This is a genomic window from Salmonella sp. SJTUF15570, from assembly GCF_043357055.1.
GTDB lineage: Bacteria > Pseudomonadota > Gammaproteobacteria > Enterobacterales > Enterobacteriaceae > Salmonella > Salmonella enterica.
Genome location: NZ_JBEUKJ010000004.1, coordinates 148776 through 167312 on the forward strand (window position 1 = coordinate 148776; position 18537 = coordinate 167312).

At 54.2% G+C, this 18537-nt stretch carries 17 protein-coding genes; 5 read left to right on the forward strand and 12 right to left on the reverse strand.

Going from position 1 to position 18537, the window contains the following annotated elements; all coding sequences use genetic code 11:
- The 3 genes from ABVN44_RS09460 to cmoB are packed head-to-tail and all read left to right on the forward strand — an operon-like array spanning position 1 to position 2148.
- Complete coding sequence (locus tag ABVN44_RS09460) at positions 1-396, forward strand: MAPEG family protein (RefSeq protein ID WP_000252975.1); 396 nt, start codon at positions 1-3, stop codon at positions 394-396.
- Between the two features lie 40 nt (positions 397-436).
- Positions 437-1180 (forward strand): carboxy-S-adenosyl-L-methionine synthase CmoA, encoded by a 744-nt coding sequence (gene cmoA / locus ABVN44_RS09465; RefSeq protein WP_000019607.1) that lies wholly within the window; start codon positions 437-439, stop codon positions 1178-1180.
- A complete protein-coding gene (gene cmoB, locus ABVN44_RS09470; protein WP_023232091.1) occupies positions 1177-2148 on the forward strand; it encodes a tRNA 5-methoxyuridine(34)/uridine 5-oxyacetic acid(34) synthase CmoB in 972 nt (323 codons plus the stop codon). Before cmoA ends, cmoB begins: the two co-directional genes overlap by 4 nt.
- 235 nt (positions 2149-2383) lie before the next feature.
- Here the strand turns inward: cmoB and cutC are convergent, their stop codons facing one another.
- The gene (cutC, locus tag ABVN44_RS09475) at positions 2384-3130 is read right to left on the reverse strand and encodes a copper homeostasis protein CutC (protein ID WP_001185774.1); all 747 of its coding nucleotides are present in this window, start codon (positions 3128-3130) and stop codon (positions 2384-2386) included.
- A gap of 19 nt (positions 3131-3149) precedes the next feature.
- Positions 3150-3719, reverse strand: coding sequence for a VOC family protein (locus ABVN44_RS09480; RefSeq protein WP_023232090.1), 570 nt, complete (start codon positions 3717-3719; stop codon positions 3150-3152).
- A gap of 236 nt (positions 3720-3955) precedes the next feature.
- On the opposite strand from ABVN44_RS09480, the gene argS reads away from it, so the two are divergent.
- Positions 3956-5689 (forward strand): arginine--tRNA ligase, encoded by a 1734-nt coding sequence (argS, locus tag ABVN44_RS09485; RefSeq protein WP_001025358.1) that lies wholly within the window; start codon positions 3956-3958, stop codon positions 5687-5689.
- Between the two features lie 188 nt (positions 5690-5877).
- Positions 5878-7749 carry a penicillin-binding protein 2 gene (mrdA, locus tag ABVN44_RS09490; protein WP_000142857.1) on the forward strand — a complete coding sequence of 624 codons (1872 nt, stop codon included), beginning with the start codon at positions 5878-5880 and terminating at the stop codon, positions 7747-7749.
- A 53-nt stretch (positions 7750-7802) separates the two neighbouring features.
- On the opposite strand, the gene ABVN44_RS09495 is transcribed toward mrdA, so the two are convergent.
- From ABVN44_RS09495 to cheW, 10 genes are all read right to left on the reverse strand, one after another.
- Positions 7803-8942: a glycoside hydrolase family 105 protein gene (locus tag ABVN44_RS09495; protein WP_000989908.1), complete on the reverse strand. Its 1140-nt coding sequence runs from the start codon at positions 8940-8942 to the stop codon at positions 7803-7805.
- A 236-nt stretch (positions 8943-9178) separates the two neighbouring features.
- On the reverse strand, positions 9179-9571 hold the full coding sequence (gene flhe, locus ABVN44_RS09500) for a flagellar protein FlhE (protein ID WP_001233619.1): 393 nt from the start codon (positions 9569-9571) through the stop codon (positions 9179-9181).
- Complete coding sequence (gene flhA / locus ABVN44_RS09505) at positions 9571-11649, reverse strand: flagellar biosynthesis protein FlhA (protein ID WP_000002392.1); 2079 nt, start codon at positions 11647-11649, stop codon at positions 9571-9573. The genes flhe and flhA overlap by 1 nt, the downstream gene beginning before the upstream one ends.
- On the reverse strand, positions 11642-12793 hold the full coding sequence (flhB, locus tag ABVN44_RS09510; protein ID WP_000797081.1) for a flagellar biosynthesis protein FlhB: 1152 nt from the start codon (positions 12791-12793) through the stop codon (positions 11642-11644). Before flhB ends, flhA begins: the two co-directional genes overlap by 8 nt.
- Before the next feature lie 193 nt (positions 12794-12986).
- Positions 12987-13631, reverse strand: a complete 645-nt coding sequence (gene cheZ, locus ABVN44_RS09515) for a protein phosphatase CheZ (protein WP_000983586.1) — start codon at positions 13629-13631, stop codon at positions 12987-12989.
- Positions 13632-13641: 10 nt separating this feature from the next.
- On the reverse strand, positions 13642-14031 hold the full coding sequence (gene cheY / locus ABVN44_RS09520) for a chemotaxis response regulator CheY (RefSeq protein ID WP_000763861.1): 390 nt from the start codon (positions 14029-14031) through the stop codon (positions 13642-13644).
- Between the two features lie 17 nt (positions 14032-14048).
- On the reverse strand, positions 14049-15098 hold the full coding sequence (gene cheB, locus ABVN44_RS09525) for a protein-glutamate methylesterase/protein glutamine deamidase (RefSeq protein WP_000036392.1): 1050 nt from the start codon (positions 15096-15098) through the stop codon (positions 14049-14051).
- Complete coding sequence (gene cheR / locus ABVN44_RS09530) at positions 15095-15961, reverse strand: protein-glutamate O-methyltransferase CheR (RefSeq protein ID WP_000204370.1); 867 nt, start codon at positions 15959-15961, stop codon at positions 15095-15097. Before cheR ends, cheB begins: the two co-directional genes overlap by 4 nt.
- A 160-nt stretch (positions 15962-16121) precedes the next feature.
- Positions 16122-17783, reverse strand: a complete 1662-nt coding sequence (tar, locus tag ABVN44_RS09535; protein ID WP_000483265.1) for a methyl-accepting chemotaxis protein II — start codon at positions 17781-17783, stop codon at positions 16122-16124.
- Between the two features lie 236 nt (positions 17784-18019).
- Positions 18020-18523 carry a chemotaxis protein CheW gene (gene cheW / locus ABVN44_RS09540; protein ID WP_000147295.1) on the reverse strand — a complete coding sequence of 168 codons (504 nt, stop codon included), beginning with the start codon at positions 18521-18523 and terminating at the stop codon, positions 18020-18022.
- Positions 18524-18537: the final 14 nt, after the last annotated feature.

Consider the following 18537-nt stretch of genomic DNA (forward strand, 5'->3'; position numbering starts at 1 on the left):
ATGGTAAGCGCGCTGTATGCCGTTTTGGGTGCGTTATTATTAATGAAGTTCTCTTTTAATGTCGTTCGCTTGCGAATGCAGTACCGTGTCGCCTATGGCGACGGCGGTTTTAGCGAATTGCAAAGCGCCATCCGTATTCATGGCAACGCGGTGGAATATATTCCTGTCGCGCTGGTGCTGCTGCTGTTTATGGAAATGAACGGCGCCGAAACGTGGATGGTGCATATCTGCGGCATCATTTTAATCGCCGGTCGGCTGATGCATTATTACGGTTTTCACCACCGCCTGTTCCGCTGGCGGCGGGCGGGGATGAGCGCGACCTGGTGCGCATTGTTGCTGATGGTGCTGGCAAACCTGTGGTATATGCCCTGGGAGTTGGTTTTCTCCCTATATTAGCGCACAATATGCGCCTTTATTTTTCCCGGATGTATACGTTATGTCTCACCGCGACACGCTTTTTTCTGCGCCTATCGCCCGTCTCGGCGACTGGACTTTTGATGAACGAGTAGCCGAAGTTTTTCCCGACATGATTCAGCGTTCGGTACCAGGCTACTCCAACATCATCTCCATGATCGGCATGTTAGCTGAACGCTTTGTGCAGCCGAACACGCAGGTCTACGATCTGGGCTGCTCGCTGGGTGCCGCGACGCTGTCTGTTCGGCGTAATATCCGCCATGAGCATTGTCGCATTATCGCCGTCGATAACTCCCCGGCCATGATTGAACGCTGCCGCCGTCATATTGATGCGTATAAAGCGCCTACGCCGGTTGAAGTCGTTGAAGGCGATATCCGCGATATCACTATTGAAAACGCCTCGATGGTGGTGCTGAATTTTACCCTGCAATTCCTTGAACCTGCCGAACGCCAGGCATTGCTGGATAAGATTTACCTGGGGTTGAATCCCGGCGGCGCGCTGGTACTGTCGGAAAAATTTAGCTTTGAAGACGCGAAAGTGGGCGAGCTGTTATTCAACATGCACCACGATTTTAAACGCGCTAATGGGTACAGCGAACTGGAGATCAGCCAGAAGCGCAGTATGCTGGAAAACGTGATGCTCACCGACTCGGTGGAAACACATAAAGCGCGCCTGCGTAAGGCGGGTTTCGAACACAGTGAACTGTGGTTCCAGTGCTTTAATTTCGGGTCGCTTGTCGCGTTAAAAGCCGGAGTTGCCGCATGATCGAGTTTGGTAACTTTTATCAGCTCATTGCTAAAAATCATCTCTCCCACTGGCTGGAAACATTGCCCGCGCAGATTGCCGCCTGGCAACGCGAGCAGCAGCATGGCTTGTTTAAACAGTGGTCGAACGCGGTAGAATTTTTACCGGAAATTACGCCCTGGCGGCTGGATTTACTGCACAGCGTCACGGCGGAAAGCGAAACGCCGCTCAGCGAAGGTCAGCTAAAGCGTATTGATACATTGCTGCGTAATCTGATGCCGTGGCGTAAAGGCCCGTTCTCGCTTTATGGCGTAGATATTGATACCGAATGGCGCTCCGACTGGAAGTGGGATCGCGTACTGCCGCATCTGTCAGATTTAACCGGCCGGACGATCCTTGATGTCGGCTGCGGCAGCGGCTATCACCTGTGGCGGATGATTGGCGCGGGCGCACATCTGGCGGTCGGCATCGATCCTACGCAGCTTTTCCTCTGCCAGTTTGAGGCGGTGCGTAAACTGTTGGGTAACGATCAGCGCGCGCATCTGCTGCCGTTGGGCATTGAACAACTCCCGGCGCTGAAAGCATTTGATACCGTCTTCTCGATGGGGGTGCTTTATCACCGTCGCTCGCCGCTGGAGCATCTGTGGCAGTTAAAAGATCAGTTGGTCAACGAGGGTGAACTGGTACTGGAAACGCTGGTCGTCGACGGCGACGAAAATACCGTTTTGGTGCCGGGTGACCGCTACGCGCAGATGCGTAACGTCTATTTTATTCCTTCCGCGCCGGCATTAAAAAAATGGCTGGAAAAATGCGGCTTTATTGATGTGCATATCGCTGACGTTTGCGTCACTACCACCGAAGAGCAGCGCCGTACCGAATGGATGGTTACCGAGTCGCTGGCCGATTTTCTTGACCCGAACGATCGCAGCAAGACGGTGGAAGGCTATCCCGCCCCGCAGCGCGCGGTGCTGATTGCGCGTAAACCGTGATGGATTGCCGAATGACCGTTACGTATAGCACCGTTTCTCCAAAATAGTTCAAGTTGCAGCAAGGCGGCAACGCAGCAAATCCCCGGGAACGTAGGTAGCTACGTGACCGGGGTGCGCGAGGCGGCCAACGCTGCTGCGGCTTGAAATATGAAGGAGAAAAAAAGGCCCCTGTTGAATTGGCAGGGGCCTGGTACGAGCAAGCATCATATTGGGCGACATGATGCAACGGTAAAAATCATTTGGCCTGATGGCGAACAATGATTCCTTTCATTTCAGCGACCGCCGCACCCTCTACCCTATAGCGAGAATACTCGTCCGCCTGTATATCGGCAGACATCGATAACCCCTGATTGCGATAGCGCATCGGCGAAGGCAGTAAGACTCCGGCGGAACTGTGTACTTCCCGTACTCCGGCATCGAGGAAATTCTGCAGGTTATTTGCACGAACCCCCGCACCAGCCATAATGGTTGGAGCATCCCCCTGGGCAATAAGTTCCATAATTATTGATAAACCTTGCGCCGCATCGGCTTTTTGCCCGGAAGTCAGTACTCTTGCTACGCCTGCGTCAGCCAGATTCTTTAGCGCATTGAAGGGATTAGCGCACATATCGAAGGCGCGGTGGAATGTCACCGCCAGAGATCCGGCCGCCGCCATTATTTTTTCCATTCGCGACATATCGACATCCCCATCAACGGTCAACACGCCAGTAACCAGCCCGGGAAACCCCAACTCTCTGACGAGGCGGATATCTTCCAGCATGGCGGCAAATTCGCCGTCAGTGTAGTAAAAATCCCCGCCGCGAGGACGAATAATCGGATGTACGGGAATCGTAATATGCTCGCGTACGCTGCGTAAGACGCCGAAAGAAGGCGTAAGCCCCCCTTCTTTCGGCGCGGCGCACAGTTCGATACGATCCGCGCCGTTTCGCTGCGCGGTGAGCGCGCATTCCATGCTGTAACAACAGATCTCAAGTAACGCCATATTCACTCCACTCGGCAGGTTAATGGGCCGCCTGTTCGCTGGCGACAATCGCTTCAATCGACCATGGATGAAATTTTACCGTGATGCGGCCATCGGTCACGGCCAGCGTAGGGTTTGGCAAACGTTCATGCTCGCCCTGTGGCGAACTGGTTTTAACCACGATCCCCGGCTGACTAAGCCCCTCATCCGACAACAACGCCAGGGCCCTCGCGTTCAAGGTCTCCGGCTCGCCGGGCAGCACGATTTCAATATGCTCCCACCCTTCGTGTGGATAGCGTTTTTCTCCCGGCCACGGTAATTCAATAACAAAAAACCGCCAGTGTTCCACACATACCGGTTCATGCAGTTTAAACAGACAAATCGGCCTGCCGTTGATGATATTTTCCGACAGTAGCTCGCCGCATTGTTCAAAACCGCGACGCCAACGCTCCGCCGTCGTATTCTGGTGACAGCGCAATGAAATGTGATCGGCCTCAAGGGTGCTAATCTGCAGACCAAGGCGAGTGGAAAGTTCTCTGAACGCCAGAGTGAATCGCGGTAAATCTGCGGAAATATCATGCAGTTCATCAATGTGTTGCCAGTTCGCCATATCAGGACGCTCTTCTTGCTGTGAAAACCGCTAATTTACGCTGTTGCGCCCCGGCAACCAACCTTTGATTTGATTGGGCGTTTATTGAATGCTTATGCAGATTATTGTTGCGTATATTTCAGGCGACGCGCCGCGCGCGCAATGCTGACGCCAACGGGCATTTGCAGTATACTCCCGCCCTAATTCTTAAACTGGCGCGGGCAATACAGCCCGCTTCATAAACGTAAGGTATTCCGGTGAATATTCAGGCTCTTCTCTCAGAAAAAGTTAGTCAGGCCATGATTGCTGCAGGCGCGCCTGCAGATTGCGAGCCCCAGGTTCGTCAGTCAGCCAAAGTTCAGTTCGGCGACTATCAGGCCAACGGCATGATGGCAGTTGCGAAAAAACTGGGTATGGCCCCCCGACAACTTGCAGAGCAGGTGCTGACTCATCTGGATCTCAGCGGCATCGCCAGCAAGGTTGAAATCGCCGGCCCTGGCTTTATCAATATTTTCCTCGAACCGGCTTTTCTCGCTGAACAGGTGCAGCAGGCGCTGGCCTCCGATCGTCTGGGCGTTTCTCAGCCGACTCGCCAGACGATTGTCGTCGACTACTCCGCGCCCAACGTCGCGAAAGAGATGCACGTCGGTCATCTACGCTCCACGATTATCGGCGATGCGGCAGTACGCACGCTGGAGTTTCTGGGCCATCATGTTATTCGCGCTAACCACGTCGGCGACTGGGGCACCCAGTTCGGTATGCTTATCGCCTGGCTGGAAAAACAGCAGCAGGAAAACGCGGGCGACATGGCGCTGGCGGATCTCGAAGGATTTTACCGCGATGCGAAAAAGCATTATGACGAAGATGAAGCGTTTGCCGAGCGCGCGCGTAACTACGTCGTCAAATTGCAGAGCGGTGATGCCTATTTCCGTGAGATGTGGCGTAAGCTGGTTGATATCACGATGACGCAAAACCAGATCACCTATGATCGTCTGAACGTCACTCTGACGCGTGACGATGTGATGGGCGAAAGTCTGTATAATCCGATGCTGCCGGGCATCGTCGCCGATCTGAAAGCCAAAGGACTGGCGGTTGAAAGCGAAGGCGCAACTGTGGTTTTCCTTGATGAGTTTAAAAACAAGGAAGGCGATCCGATGGGCGTCATTATTCAGAAGAAAGATGGCGGTTATCTGTATACCACTACCGATATCGCCTGCGCCAAATACCGTTACGAAACGCTGCACGCCGACCGCGTGCTCTACTACATTGACTCCCGTCAGCACCAGCACCTGATGCAGGCCTGGACCATTGTGCGTAAAGCCGGTTATGTGCCGGATTCCGTTCCGCTGGAACATCACATGTTCGGCATGATGTTGGGTAAAGACGGTAAACCGTTTAAAACTCGCGCGGGCGGTACGGTGAAACTGGCGGACCTGCTGGATGAGGCGCTGGAGCGCGCGCGTCGTCTGGTGGCGGAGAAGAACCCGGATATGCCGGCTGACGAGCTGGAAAAACTGGCTAACGCCGTCGGTATTGGCGCGGTGAAATACGCCGATCTGTCAAAAAACCGCACCACTGACTATATCTTCGACTGGGATAATATGTTGGCTTTCGAAGGCAATACCGCTCCTTATATGCAGTATGCCTATACGCGTGTGCTGTCTGTTTTCCGTAAAGCGGACATCGACGAGCAGGCGCTGGCGAGCGCGCCGGTTATCATTAGCGAAGATCGCGAAGCGCAGCTCGCTGCCCGTCTGCTGCAGTTTGAAGAAACCCTGACGGTGGTCGCGCGTGAAGGTACGCCGCACGTCATGTGCGCGTATCTGTATGACGTCGCCGGGCTGTTCTCCGGCTTCTACGAGCACTGCCCTATTCTCAGCGCCGAGAATGACGCGGTTCGCAATAGCCGCCTAAAACTGGCGCAACTGACGGCGAAGACGCTGAAACTGGGTCTGGATACGTTGGGTATCGAAACCGTAGAACGCATGTAAACGCGCCGTCGTTAACATCATCAGGCCTGACTCCGGGTAACGGACTCAGGCCTTTTTATTGCCACAGCGGTATATCTGTAACAAATCACAAGGAATGACACATTTCTATAGAGAGATGGAACATCTTTTACCTGTGCTGGCGCTGACCGCCCCGTATCATTAGGCGGCGGATTGTTCAGGTACAGGTAATGACTTTTAAAGACTTTGATGCGGAAGAGAAACTCTTCCTGAGACGTGTGATTGTGGCGTTTGGTGTAGTGGTTGTCTGCTTTGGTATCCTGATCTTCAACCTCTATAACTTGCAAATCCGTCAGCACCACTACTACACCACCCGTTCGAATGAGAACGATATCAAGATGCTACCCGTCGCTCCCACGCGCGGCATCATTTACGATCGCAACGGCATTCCGCTGGTGCGTAACGTAACCTGGTATGATATCGCGGTTACGCCCTATAAAATTGCCGATATGGATGCGCTGCTAAAACAGCTCACCCCTATTGTTGATCTCTCCCCCGACGATATCGCCGACTTTCGCCATGCGCTAAAATCCAGTAGCCGCTATCGTCCGGTTGTGCTCAAAAACGCGCTAACGGATGTTGAAATCGCACGCTTTGCGGTCAATCAGTTTCATTTCAACGGCGTCACGATCAATAGCTATCAGGATCGGCAGTATCCTTACGGCGCGGAGCTGGCGCATGTTCTCGGTTACGTGTCAAAGATAAACGATAACGACCTTAAAGCGCTGGATAAAAAAGGGTTGGCAGAGAATTACGCGGCGGACCATAACATCGGTAAACAGGGGATTGAGCGTTACTACGAAAACGATCTTCATGGCAAAACCGGTTATCAGGAGGTCGAGGTGGATAATCACGGGCGTATTGTCCGCCTGCTGAAAGACGTTCCTCCCATCGCGGGTAAGAACATTCACCTGACGCTGGATCTCCATTTACAAGAGTACATTGAAAGTTTGCTGGCCGGGCAGCGTGCTGCCGTACTGGTTGAAGATCCGCACGATGGTTCAGTGCTGGCGATGGTATCTATGCCCAGCTACGACCCGAACCCCTTTGTAAAAGGCATTAGCTATCAGGATTACGGCAAACTGCTGCACGATAAAAATCTGCCGCTGATCAACCGCGTGACGCAAGGGCTTTATCCCCCGGCATCAACGGTTAAACCCTATATGGCGATGTCCGCGCTGTTATGCGGGATTATTACGCCGCAAACCACCTTCTTTGGCGCGCCAACCTGGACGCTTCCCGGCACGCAGCGGCATTACCGGGACTGGAAAAAAACCGGACACGGTATGCTGGATGTCACTAAAGCGATTGAGGAATCTGCGGATACCTTTTTCTATCAGGTCGCTTATATGATGGGTATTGACCGTATCGACACGATGTTGTCTCAGTTCGGCTATGGCAAACCGACGGGCATCGACCTAAATGAAGAGTATGACGGGCTGCTTCCCAGCCGCGCATGGAAACAGCGGGTCCATAAAAAAGCCTGGTATCAGGGCGATACCATCTCTGTCGGCATCGGCCAGGGTTACTGGATTGCCACCCCCATCCAGATGGTTAAAGCGATGGTGGCGCTCATCAACAACGGTAAGGTGATTGCCCCTCACCTGTTACTCAATGAAGAGAGCGGCAAAACGGTGGTTCCGTATCGTCCTTCAGGAACACCGGCACAGATAGCCGATCCGGCGTCGCCATACTGGGGACTGGTGCGTCAGGCGATGTACGGCATGGCGAATGCACCCAACGGAACGGGCTATAAGTTCTTTCACACCGCGCCCTACGGCATTGCGGCCAAAAGCGGCACGTCGCAGGTATTTAGCCTGAAAGAAAATCAGACCTACAACGCGAAAATGATCCCCATTCGCCTGCGCGATCATGTGTTTTATACCGCTTTTGCACCGTATAAAAACCCTAAGGTCGCTATTGCCTTGATTCTGGAAAACGGCGGAAGCGACGGCGTTACCGCCGCGCCCATCATGCGAAAAATCCTTGACCACCTGTTTGATCCACAGGCTGATACCACACAGTCGGGTCAGGCGCCATAATCAAATAAGCAAAGCGCCATCAGACAAGGATACGACCGGAATATCTGCATACATCAGAAATAGTTACGCAGATATTCCGTCAAACACAGCATTGCCATCGCCTGCCCGTAAGGCATAGAGGTCAACGGAATATGACGGTAAAAATCGAGATCGTGGCCCATGCCAGTGCCAAATGACGTTTGCAGCAGTTCGCCTTCCGGCGAGATATGTTTCACTATCCCCCGGATAGCTTTTTCCGCCACCTGCGCATAGTGCCGTTCGACATAACGTTTGCGCACCGCTTTAAGAATACCGTAGGCAAAACCCGCCGTCGCCGACGCCTCAAGATAAGAGTGCGGATCGTCAAGCAGCGTATGCCACAAACCGCTTTCATCCTGACATTTCGCCAGCGCGGCGATCTGCGCATTCAGTACCTGGACCAGATAACGGCGCACGGCATTATTTTCCGGCAAGTCCAGCAGTTCAAGAAAATCCGGGATCACAATGGTCAGCCAGCTGTTGCCGCGCGCCCAGCGAGCGTTAGCGAAGTTATGATGACCGTCATAGCTCCAGCCGTGGAACCACAGCCCCGTCTCTTTATCCATCAAATTCTGCACGTGTAGCAGGAACTGATAGGTTGCCTCTTCCACATATTCCGGCCGGTTCAACAGCTTACCGATTTTCGCCAGCGGCAGCACCGTCATCATTAGCGTGTCGTCCCACATCTGCTGATGATTTTCCTCCGCCAGCGTGATGTGCTGCATTCCGCCGTGATCGGTACGGGGCATTTCATTCATCGCCCATTCGGCCCACGTTTCCAGCCACGGTAAATACGCTGGATTACGCGTCTCTTCATAGCGATACGCCAGCGTTAAAAACGGCGCCATCGTATTAACGTTTTTCGTCGTCGCGCCTTCCGCAAAACGATCGGCAAACCAGTCATCAATGATCTTACGCATCGTCTGGTCGCCGGTCTGTTGGTAATAGTGATACATTCCGTACAGGCCCACGCCGTGCGTCCACTCCCATCCGGCCCAGCCTTTAGTATCGATCACGCGTCCGTCGTCCAGTCGCAATAAAAATTCGCCTGTCTCATCTTTAATATTGACCAGGTTATGCGTCACCTTTTGCACCAGGGCTTTTAGTTCATCTCTGGCGATAAAATGCTCAGGCTGACGCAATAGCGGACTGTGTTTGACTGGATAAACCATCATTTGCTTAACCTCTGTGTAATGTCGAATTCAGTGCTGCGTGCAGTTTTACCGCCGACGCAGTCGATTCGCTACAGTAAAAGCTAAGCTGGGCGGAAACCTTTTTGTTTCTGCCATTGCCAGAGCGTAAATGGCAAAAACGCAAAGAGTCCGGCAACCTACCTCACCATTTTATAAAACAGCGTTTCTATTTATTCAAAAAGAGAGTCAGATCTGCTACCTGGCAAAGAAAGGGGCGGTTAGCGGTAGTTCACAATCACCTGATTGCTCCGCACTTTTAACGCCGGGATAAGTCGGCCGCCGCCGGGGACTTCCCAGACAAAGCGGAGCGGCTCGACTGCGGGAACATGAGCAAAACCGTGGGTCGTGCCACTCTGACCATCAAGTTCTACGCAACGGGACTGGGAACATAAACGTACCCGTAAGCCCGCGGGAGTCGGGCCATTCAGTTCATAACGCCAGGCGACCAGCGTCATCACACCGGAAACCGGCTGGCGCGCCGACAATGGCGAAGACGATGCGGAAACACCCCGGTAATTTAAGGTTACACCCATACCGCTATCCTGCCACGCGCCTTCGCCTGCGGCCTGAACCGTCAGGGGAAAGAGCAACAACGCCAGCCATTTACGCATTATTTTCCTCCAATGGTCGCCGTCATGCGGATATGACGGTTATCGGAAAGCTCAAGGTTCGACAACACCACCAGCTGCGGTAAACTGCGCCGCAAAAAGCGGGACAATAATGGACGTAGCGCATGGTTAACCAGTAATACCGGCGGCGCGCCAAGCATCTCCTGGCGAGAAAGCGCCTCTTGCGTCTGCGCCAGCAGGCGATCCGCCAACCCAGGCTCAAGTCCACCGCCGCCCTGCAATGCCTGAAGCAGCAAACGCTCCAGCGCGGTATCCAGGCCAATCACCTGCACTTCTTCATTACCGGGGAACCACTGTTGCGTAATCGCTCGTCCTAATGCCACGCGTACCACGGCGGTTAATTCATGCGGATCGCTTTGTAACGGCGCATGTTCCGCCAGCGTTTCCAGAATGGTGCGCATATCGCGAATCGGGACTTTTTCCGCCAGTAAGTTTTGCAGGACTTTGTGTAAAGTCGTGAGGGTCACTACGCCGGGGACCAGATCTTCCGTGAGTTTAGGCATCTCCTGAGAGACACGATCCAACAGTTGCTGCGCTTCCTGGCGGCCAAACAGTTCGGCGGAGAATTGGCCAATCAAGTGGTTAAGGTGCGTCGCTACAACGGTACTGGCTTCAACGACGGTAAAGCCCTGAATTTGCGCCTGCTCTTTCAGGGCGCTTTCAATCCAGATGGCATCAAGGCCAAAAGCTGGATCGACGGTTTTCTCGCCCGGTAGCGTTCCCGCCGCCGTGCCGGGGTTAATAGCCAGCCAGCGTCCCGGATAGGCGTCCCCGCTGCCGATCTCTACCCCTTTCATCAAAATACGATAGCGCGCAGGCTGTAAATCCATATTGTCGCGAATGTGGACCACCGGCGGCAGGAACCCCATATCCTGCGCGAATTTTTTACGAATACTGCGAATACGTCCGAGCAATTCGCCATCCTGTTGAAAATCCACCATCGGGATCAGGCGGTAGCCCACTTCCATTCCCAGTGAATCCTCAAGCTGTACGTCATTCCAGGTGGCTTCGACCACCGAGTTATTTTCCGGCATTTTTACCGGCTGCGGCTCCTCCGGCGCTTTTTCTTCACGCCCGCGCAGCCACCATGCCAGGCCGAGCAAAGCGGCGGTAAAAAGTAAAAATACCAGGTTAGGCATTCCTGGCACCATGCCAAGCAGCCCCAGCACCGCCGCCGCCAGCAGCATCACCCTTGGATTACTGAACAGTTGGCCAACCATCTGCTCGCCTACATCCTGATCGGTACTGACGCGGGTCACAATGACGCCCGCCGCCGTGGAGATAACCAGCGCCGGGATCTGGGCGACCAGGCCGTCGCCAATGGTCAGCAGGGTGTAGCTTTCCGCCGCGCTGCCCATGCTCATTCCGTGCTGCAATACGCCGACCAGCAGCCCGCCGACCACGTTAATGACCATGATGAGAATACCGGCGATGGCGTCGCCGCGTACAAATTTACTTGCCCCGTCCATCGAGCCGTAGAAGTCGGCTTCCTGAGTGACTTCCGAACGCCGTTTTTTGGCCTCGTCTTCACCAATCAGACCGGCATTAAGATCGGCGTCAATCGCCATTTGCTTGCCGGGCATACCATCCAGCACAAAGCGCGCGCCGACTTCGGCAATACGTCCGGCGCCTTTGGTGATGACCATGAAGTTGATAATGACGAGGATGATAAAAACCACAATCCCGATCGCGAAGTTACCGCCGACCAGGAAATGACCGAACGCCTCCACTACCTTTCCCGCCGCCGCCGCGCCGGTATGCCCTTCCATCAAAATAATGCGCGTTGAGGCAACGTTAAGCGCCAGACGCAGTAGCGTGGTAAACAGCAGAATGGTCGGAAACGCGGCAAAATCCAGAGTACGCTGGGTAAACATCGCCACCAGCAGCACCATAATTGATAGCGCAATATTAAAGGTAAACAATAAGTCGAGGATAAAAGCAGGCAGCGGCAGCACCATCATCGACAAAATCAGCAGAATGAGGATCGGCCCGGCAAGAATTTGCCATTGCGTCGATTTCAGGTTGCTGGGCAGGCGCAGCATCGCGACCAGATTAGCCATCAGTATTCTTCTCGTTCATAAAATCCAGCGCTTCTGGCACCGGAAGGTTCTCAGGTTGTGGAGGACGTTGCCCGCCCGCAAGCCGCCAGCGTTTAAGCTGCCAGACCCAGGCCAACACTTCCGCAACGGCAGCATATAACTGCCCGGGAATTTGCTGACCAATTTCGGCGTGGCGATATAATGCCCGCGCCAGCGGCGGCGCTTCTAAAGTGGGAACCCGATGTTCAGCGCCGATCTCGCGAATGCGCAGCGCTATTAATCCAGCCCCCTTCGCGACCACTTTCGGCGCGCTCATTTTGTTTTCGTCATACTGCAGCGCCACGGAATAGTGCGTCGGGTTAGTGACAATGACGTCCGCTTTCGGCACATCTTCCATCATGCGGCGCTGCGCGGCGGCGCGTTGCATCTGGCGAATTTTGCCCTTAACATGCGGATCGCCTTCGCTCTCTTTAAATTCGTCGCGAATGTCCTGCCGCGACATGCGTAATTTTTTCAGGTGGCTAAAGATCTGGAAAAACACGTCAAATCCCACCATCGGAATCACGCCCAGTACCACCAGTAACGCGCAGAGTCCAACCAGATCCAGCGCATTCCCCATTGCGACGATCGGCGACTCCGCCATCAGGCGCATCATTTGCGGCCAGTGATGCCAGAGATAAAAGCCGGTAACGCAGCCGACCAGCGTGGATTTCAACACCGCTTTTAGCAGTTCCGCGCCGGTCTGCGCCGAAAACATGCGCTTAATTCCCGGCAGCGGGTTTAATTTAGAAAATTTTGGCTGTAGCGACTTACCGCTAAAAATCAGGCCGCCAAGCATAACCGGCGAGATAAGCGCCACCAGCACCACGCCCGCGATGAGCGGTAGCAGTGCCATCATCGCCGCTTTAATCAGCAAAATTATCTGCCCCAGGATCAGGTTAGGATCGTTCACCATACGGTGATCGAAGTGCAGGCCTGCTGAGAGCATTCCCGCCAGCTGCCGCGCTAACGACTCGCCGCCGAACCAAATAATACAAACGCCCACCAGCAATATCAGCAGTGAGGTCAGTTCTCTGGAACGGGGGATCTGCCCTTCTTCCCGCGCTTTTTCAAGTCGGTGGGGTGTGGGGGCTTCTGTTTTGTCGTCGTCGCTCTCTTCTGCCACGCAGCAAACCCTGGATAGATTGATAAGCGAGAATGATGCCAGAACCGCTTTACACCAATGGGCAGAGTAAGAGGTAAAAAAGGCGGGGTTTATGGCGTTAATAGAGATAGCCGGATACGATAAGAAAGTATCGTATCCGGCCGGGTTGACGGATTCGGACCCGATAAGCGCAGCGCCATCAGGTCAAAAAAGCTTAAAAGCCAAGACTGTCCAGCAGGTCGTCCACCTGATCCTGACTGGCGACGACGCCAGCTTTCGAGGTATCCACCTGCGGGCCGTTGAGCAAGCTTTCGTTCTCGCGTTTTGGTCGCGCGCTCTGTTCCGGGATGTTTTCCAGCAGCACCATTAACAACTGGCGTTCAATCTCCTGAATCACGTCCATCATGCGTTTGATCACCTGACCCGTCAGATCCTGGAAATCCTGCGCCATCATGATGTCCAGCAGTTGCGCGTTAGTAAAGCTGGTATGACCCGGGACATCCCTGAGAAACTGGCGCGTATCCGTCACCAGTTCACGGGCGTCGGAAAGCTCGATCGGATTGTCAAACCACTCGTCCCAACGTTGGGTTAGCGCTTTCGCCTCTTTCTCCATCGCATCCTGATGCGGCTGCGAAGCTTCGACACTGTTTAGCGCGCGTTCCGCCGCCTGCGCCGTCATCTGGACGACGTAATCCAGACGGTCGCGCGCATCAGGGATCGCCTCCGCCGCTTCGGCAATCGCCTGGTCCAGCCCCAGTTCACGCAGGCTGTCGCGCAGCATTCGGGTCAGACTACCGATGCGCGCAATGATGTCTCCTGCTGAGCCTTCATCAGCAGGCTTGATAGATGGTTGCATCATCATCGCATCCTCACATGCCCAGTTTCTCAAAGATTTTGTTGAGCTTCTCTTCCAGAGTCGCTGCGGTGAACGGTTTTACGACATAACCGCTGGCGCCAGCCTGTGCGGCGGCGATAATATTCTCTTTCTTGGCTTCCGCCGTGACCATCAACACGGGTAACGCCGACATGGCGCTATCGGCGCGAATGGTTTTCAGTAGCTCCAGGCCATCCATGTTCGGCATGTTCCAGTCGGAGATAATAAAACCAAAGCCGCCCGCCTGGAGCTTGTTCAGCGCATCGACGCCGTCTTCGGCCTCTTCCACATTGTTAAATCCAAGCTCTTTTAAGAGGTTGCGCACGATACGACGCATGGTCGAAAAGTCATCCACAACCAAAAATTTAAGCTCTTTATCCGCCATAAAATACTACTCCTGGTTCAAATACGTATCGCCTGTCCGGCACTGATTTTCGCCAGCATCTGCTGGCTTACCTGGCTAAGATCGACCACTTCGCTTACGCCACCCATATTGATGGCCTCGCGCGGCATGCCGAACACCACACAACTTGCTTCGTTTTGCGCAATGGTCCAGGCGCCAGCCTGGTACATCGCTAACATTCCAGCGGCGCCATCGTTGCCCATCCCCGTAAGAATGACGCCTACGGCGTTGCGCCCCGCGTGTTTCGCCACCGAATGAAACAGCACATCCACGGAAGGCCGATGCCGGTTTACCGGCGGGCCATCATGAATTTTGATTTGATAATTCGCCCCGCTACGCGCCAGCTCCATATGCTTGTCGCCGGGCGCAATGTAGGCATGACCTGGCAATACGCGTTCGCCGTCCTCGGCCTCCTTCACGCTGATTTGACAGAGTTTATTCAGACGCTCGGCAAACGAGCGGGTAAAGCCAGGCGGCATATGCTGCGTAATAATCACTGCCGGACTGGAAAGCGGCAGCGGTTGCAGCACATGTCGGATAGCTTCAGTACCGCCCGTTGAAGCGCCGATAGCAATCAGTTTTTCCGAACTGAGCAGCGGACCGGCTTTTAAGGTTGTCGGGGCCGCCATCGGTTTATGTGCGGCGATGCGGGCCCGCGCGGCGGTACGCACTTTTTCGGCAATCATCTCGCTATACGCCAGCATACCTTCACGAATGCCAAGCTGCGGTTTGGTGACAAAATCGATGGCCCCCAACTCCAGCGCCCGTAGCGTCACTTCGGAACCTTTCCCGGTCAGCGAAGAGACCATCACCACCGGCATCGGTCGCAGGCGCATCAGTTTTTCCAGAAAATCGAGGCCGTCCATACGCGGCATCTCAACGTCCAGGGTCAATACGTCCGGATTAAATTTTTTGATGAGATCCCTGGCGACCAACGGGTCCGGCGCAGTCGCCACCATCTCCATATCGCTATGGCTATTAATAATTTCAGTCATGATTTGGCGCATTAGCGCGGAATCATCAACTGACAATACCCTGATTTTACTCATGCTTTATCCTTACTTAGCGCATACACCGTCTGTCCGCGCAGGCTAAACTCGCGCACGAGGTTGCTAAAGTTTTCTGAGTGACCGGCAAACAACAGTCCGTCAGGTTTAAGGAGTGGAACAAAACGGCGCAGAATGTCCTCCTGAGTCGTTTTATCAAAATAGATCATGACGTTACGGCAAAAAATCGCGTCAAAGGGACCGGGTACGTTGTACTGCTTTTCCAACAAATTAACGGAGGAAAATTCAACATAATTGGCCAGTTCCTGACGCACGCGCACCAGTCCTTCATGCGGCCCCGTACCGCGCATGAAGTAACGTTGTAGCTGCTGCGGCGATAACGTTTTTAGTTCGCTGAGGCGATAAATACCGCTTCTCGCTTTTTCCAGCACTTCAGTATCAATATCGCTGGCGAATACTTTCCAGCGACCGGGGGCCATCCCTAACGCATCCGCCAGCGTAATGGCGATACTGTAAGGTTCTTCTCCTGTCGATGCCGCCGCACTCCAGACGCGGTACTCGCCGTGGCGGCGACGCGCATGTTCCGCAAGGATGGGAAAATGGTGCGCCTCGCGAAAAAAAGCGGTCAGGTTGGTAGTCAGAGCGTTGATAAAAGCCTGCCACTCAGCGCTGTTTTGATTAGCCTCCAGCATACTGAGATAACGGCCAAAATCATCCAGTCCCAGGGTACGCAGCCGACGGACCAGGCGGTTATAAACCATATCCCGCTTATGGTCGGCCAGCACGATCCCTGCGCGCTGGTAGATTAATTGACATATCCGACGAAAATGCGCGTCGGACAGCGCGAGGCGCTGTGTCATCTGTAACAATACTGACGTTTGCCCGGAGGGCAGAGATGATGTCATAGCGCCTTCTTAATCACATTCAAAGTACAACGGGCGCGCCCTGCGGCAGCGCCATGCTTCCCGTATTACACATTTTTTGCTTTTATCTATGCGAACCAGACGAAAGGGATCGGCGGGTTCGCAAATTAATCGATAACCGACAGCACACAGCGCACATCGATCAGAAGGTTTCCCAGTTCGCATCATCCCCGGCGGCTAAGGGCCGCGGCGTATTGCCGGACTGAGCGTCCACTGATAAACGCATCTCAGGTTTATTTACCGCCAGCGGTCGCGATGCCAGGCGGAAAGCCGATACCGCCTGGGTCAGACGGCTGGCCTGCTCTTCCAGCGCGGCGGCGGCCGCTGCGGATTCCTGAACCAGCGAGGCGTTCTGTTGCGTTACGCGATCCATTTCGGAAACGGCCAAAGCGACCTGATCGATACCCCGGCTTTGCTCATCCGAGGCGGAGGCGATTTCGCCCATGATATCCGTGACGCGCGTAACGGCATTGACGATGTCAGTCATGGTTTCCCCGGCGCTTTCCACCAGCACTGAACCGGTATCGACACGCGAGACGGAATCTTCAATCAACGCTTTTATTTCTTTCGCCGCCTGGGCACTGCGGCTGGCCAGATTACGCACCTCGCCTGCCACGACCGCAAAACCGCGCCCCTGCTCTCCCGCGCGCGCCGCTTCTACCGCCGCATTCAGCGCCAGAATGTTAGTCTGGAAGGCAATACCGTCGATAACGCTGATAATGTCAGCGATTTTTTTCGAACTGTCGGCAATTTCGTGCATGGTGTTTACCACGCCGTCGACCACTTTGCCGCCATGACGCGCGGTCTCGGAGGCGCTTTGCGCCAGTTGCGAAGCCTGACGGGCGTTATCGGCGTTTTGCTTCACGGTGGCCGTCAGTTGTTCCATGCTGGCCGCCGTCTCCTCCAGAGCGGAGGCTTGTTGTTCGGTACGGGAAGAGAGGTCGGTATTACCGGCGGCAATTTCACTGGTGCCGGAATAAATCGCATCCGAACCTTCACGAACCTGCGTCACGGTGTCAATCAGCGAGCGTTGCATATGTTCAACCGTTCCCGCCAGTTCGCCAATTTCATTACGTCCTGAGACGGTGAGCGTTTTCGTCAGATCGCCGCTGGCAATTTCACGGATATGAGTAATCACTCGCGCTAATGGGTTAAGCAGGGCATGACGAATGCCGAACCAAACCACCATCAAAATCAGCACCAGCACGACCGCAAGCCCCCCCAGTTGCCATTGCGCAAAACGGTAGTCATGAGCGCTTTGATCAAATGTCTGGCGGTACAGGTTTTCGCTCACCCGGGCGTAATTGCCCAGCGCCTCGCCCAACGCGTTTTGCATTCCCTGGGTTGGCTGGGCGAAGTAGGCATCCATATTGCCATTGTCCAGAAACTGAATAAGTTCGGCTAATGCGGCCTGATAGCGCTGATATTTTTCATCGACGTTCGCGCTGGCCTCCGCCATCGCTGGCAATGGCGTCATGTTTTTGAAATTGGCGTAGTGCGCCGCCGCCTGTGCGAGGGTCGTTTTTGCATTCTGGAGTAAATCCGTTTTGGCGCTGCTCTGCTGGTTAGAAGCGTCCATCATCATGCGTGCGGCGGAGCGGCTCAGGTTAATGCGCGTTTGCAGCATTAAGTCCCATGTCGACGTGAGTTCGCTTTGTTGCTGACGTAATTCGTTAGAAATAACAAAACCTTGCTGGTTATGCTGTAATGAAGAAAACAGCAAACCACCGGAAACAAGCTGTAGCAGTGCGAAAACCCCCAGCACCATCATCAGCATTGTGACAACGCGGATACGGTTAAACATAAGGCACCTTCCTGATAACGAGTTATCAACGTTATCGGCACCTACGGTGATAACTTTACTTTTGCAAAAAGGAAATACGCTGTTCCGGAAGACGATATTGACAATAACAGCGTCGCAGCGGCGATGCCGGCGCAAAATGCAGGGGCTGGGCGCGGGCGATGAAGAGGCACTCTCACCGCTGGCGGAAGCATAACGGTGAATATTGCCGGATAGCGCGACGCCATCCGGCAACGTTATTACGCGACGTGTGATGCTGCGATATCCAGCAGCGCCATCTCTTCGCTGTTAAGCAGTTTTTCGATATTCACCAGAATCAGCATACGCTCGCCGAGCGCGCCCAATCCCGTCAAATATTCTGTTGACAAGGTCACGGCAAATTCTGGCGCCGGACGGATCTGTTCCGCCGTTAACGACAGTACGTCAGACACGCCGTCTACCACTATCCCGACGACACGTTGCCCCAGATTCAGTACGATCACTACCGTATTGTCATCATACTCAACGTCGCCTTCGCAGAATTTCACGCGCAGATCGACAATGGGGACAATCACGCCGCGCAGGTTAGTCACCCCTTTTATAAAGGCCGGTGTATTGGCGATGCGCGTCACTTGGTCATAGCCACGGATCTCCTGCACTTTCAGGATATCGATGCCGTACTCTTCATTTCCCAGTGTAAACACCAGGAATTCCTGACCTGACGGCTCGCCGGCCAGTTTGCTTACATTACTCATACCGGTCATATTATTCCCTTCTC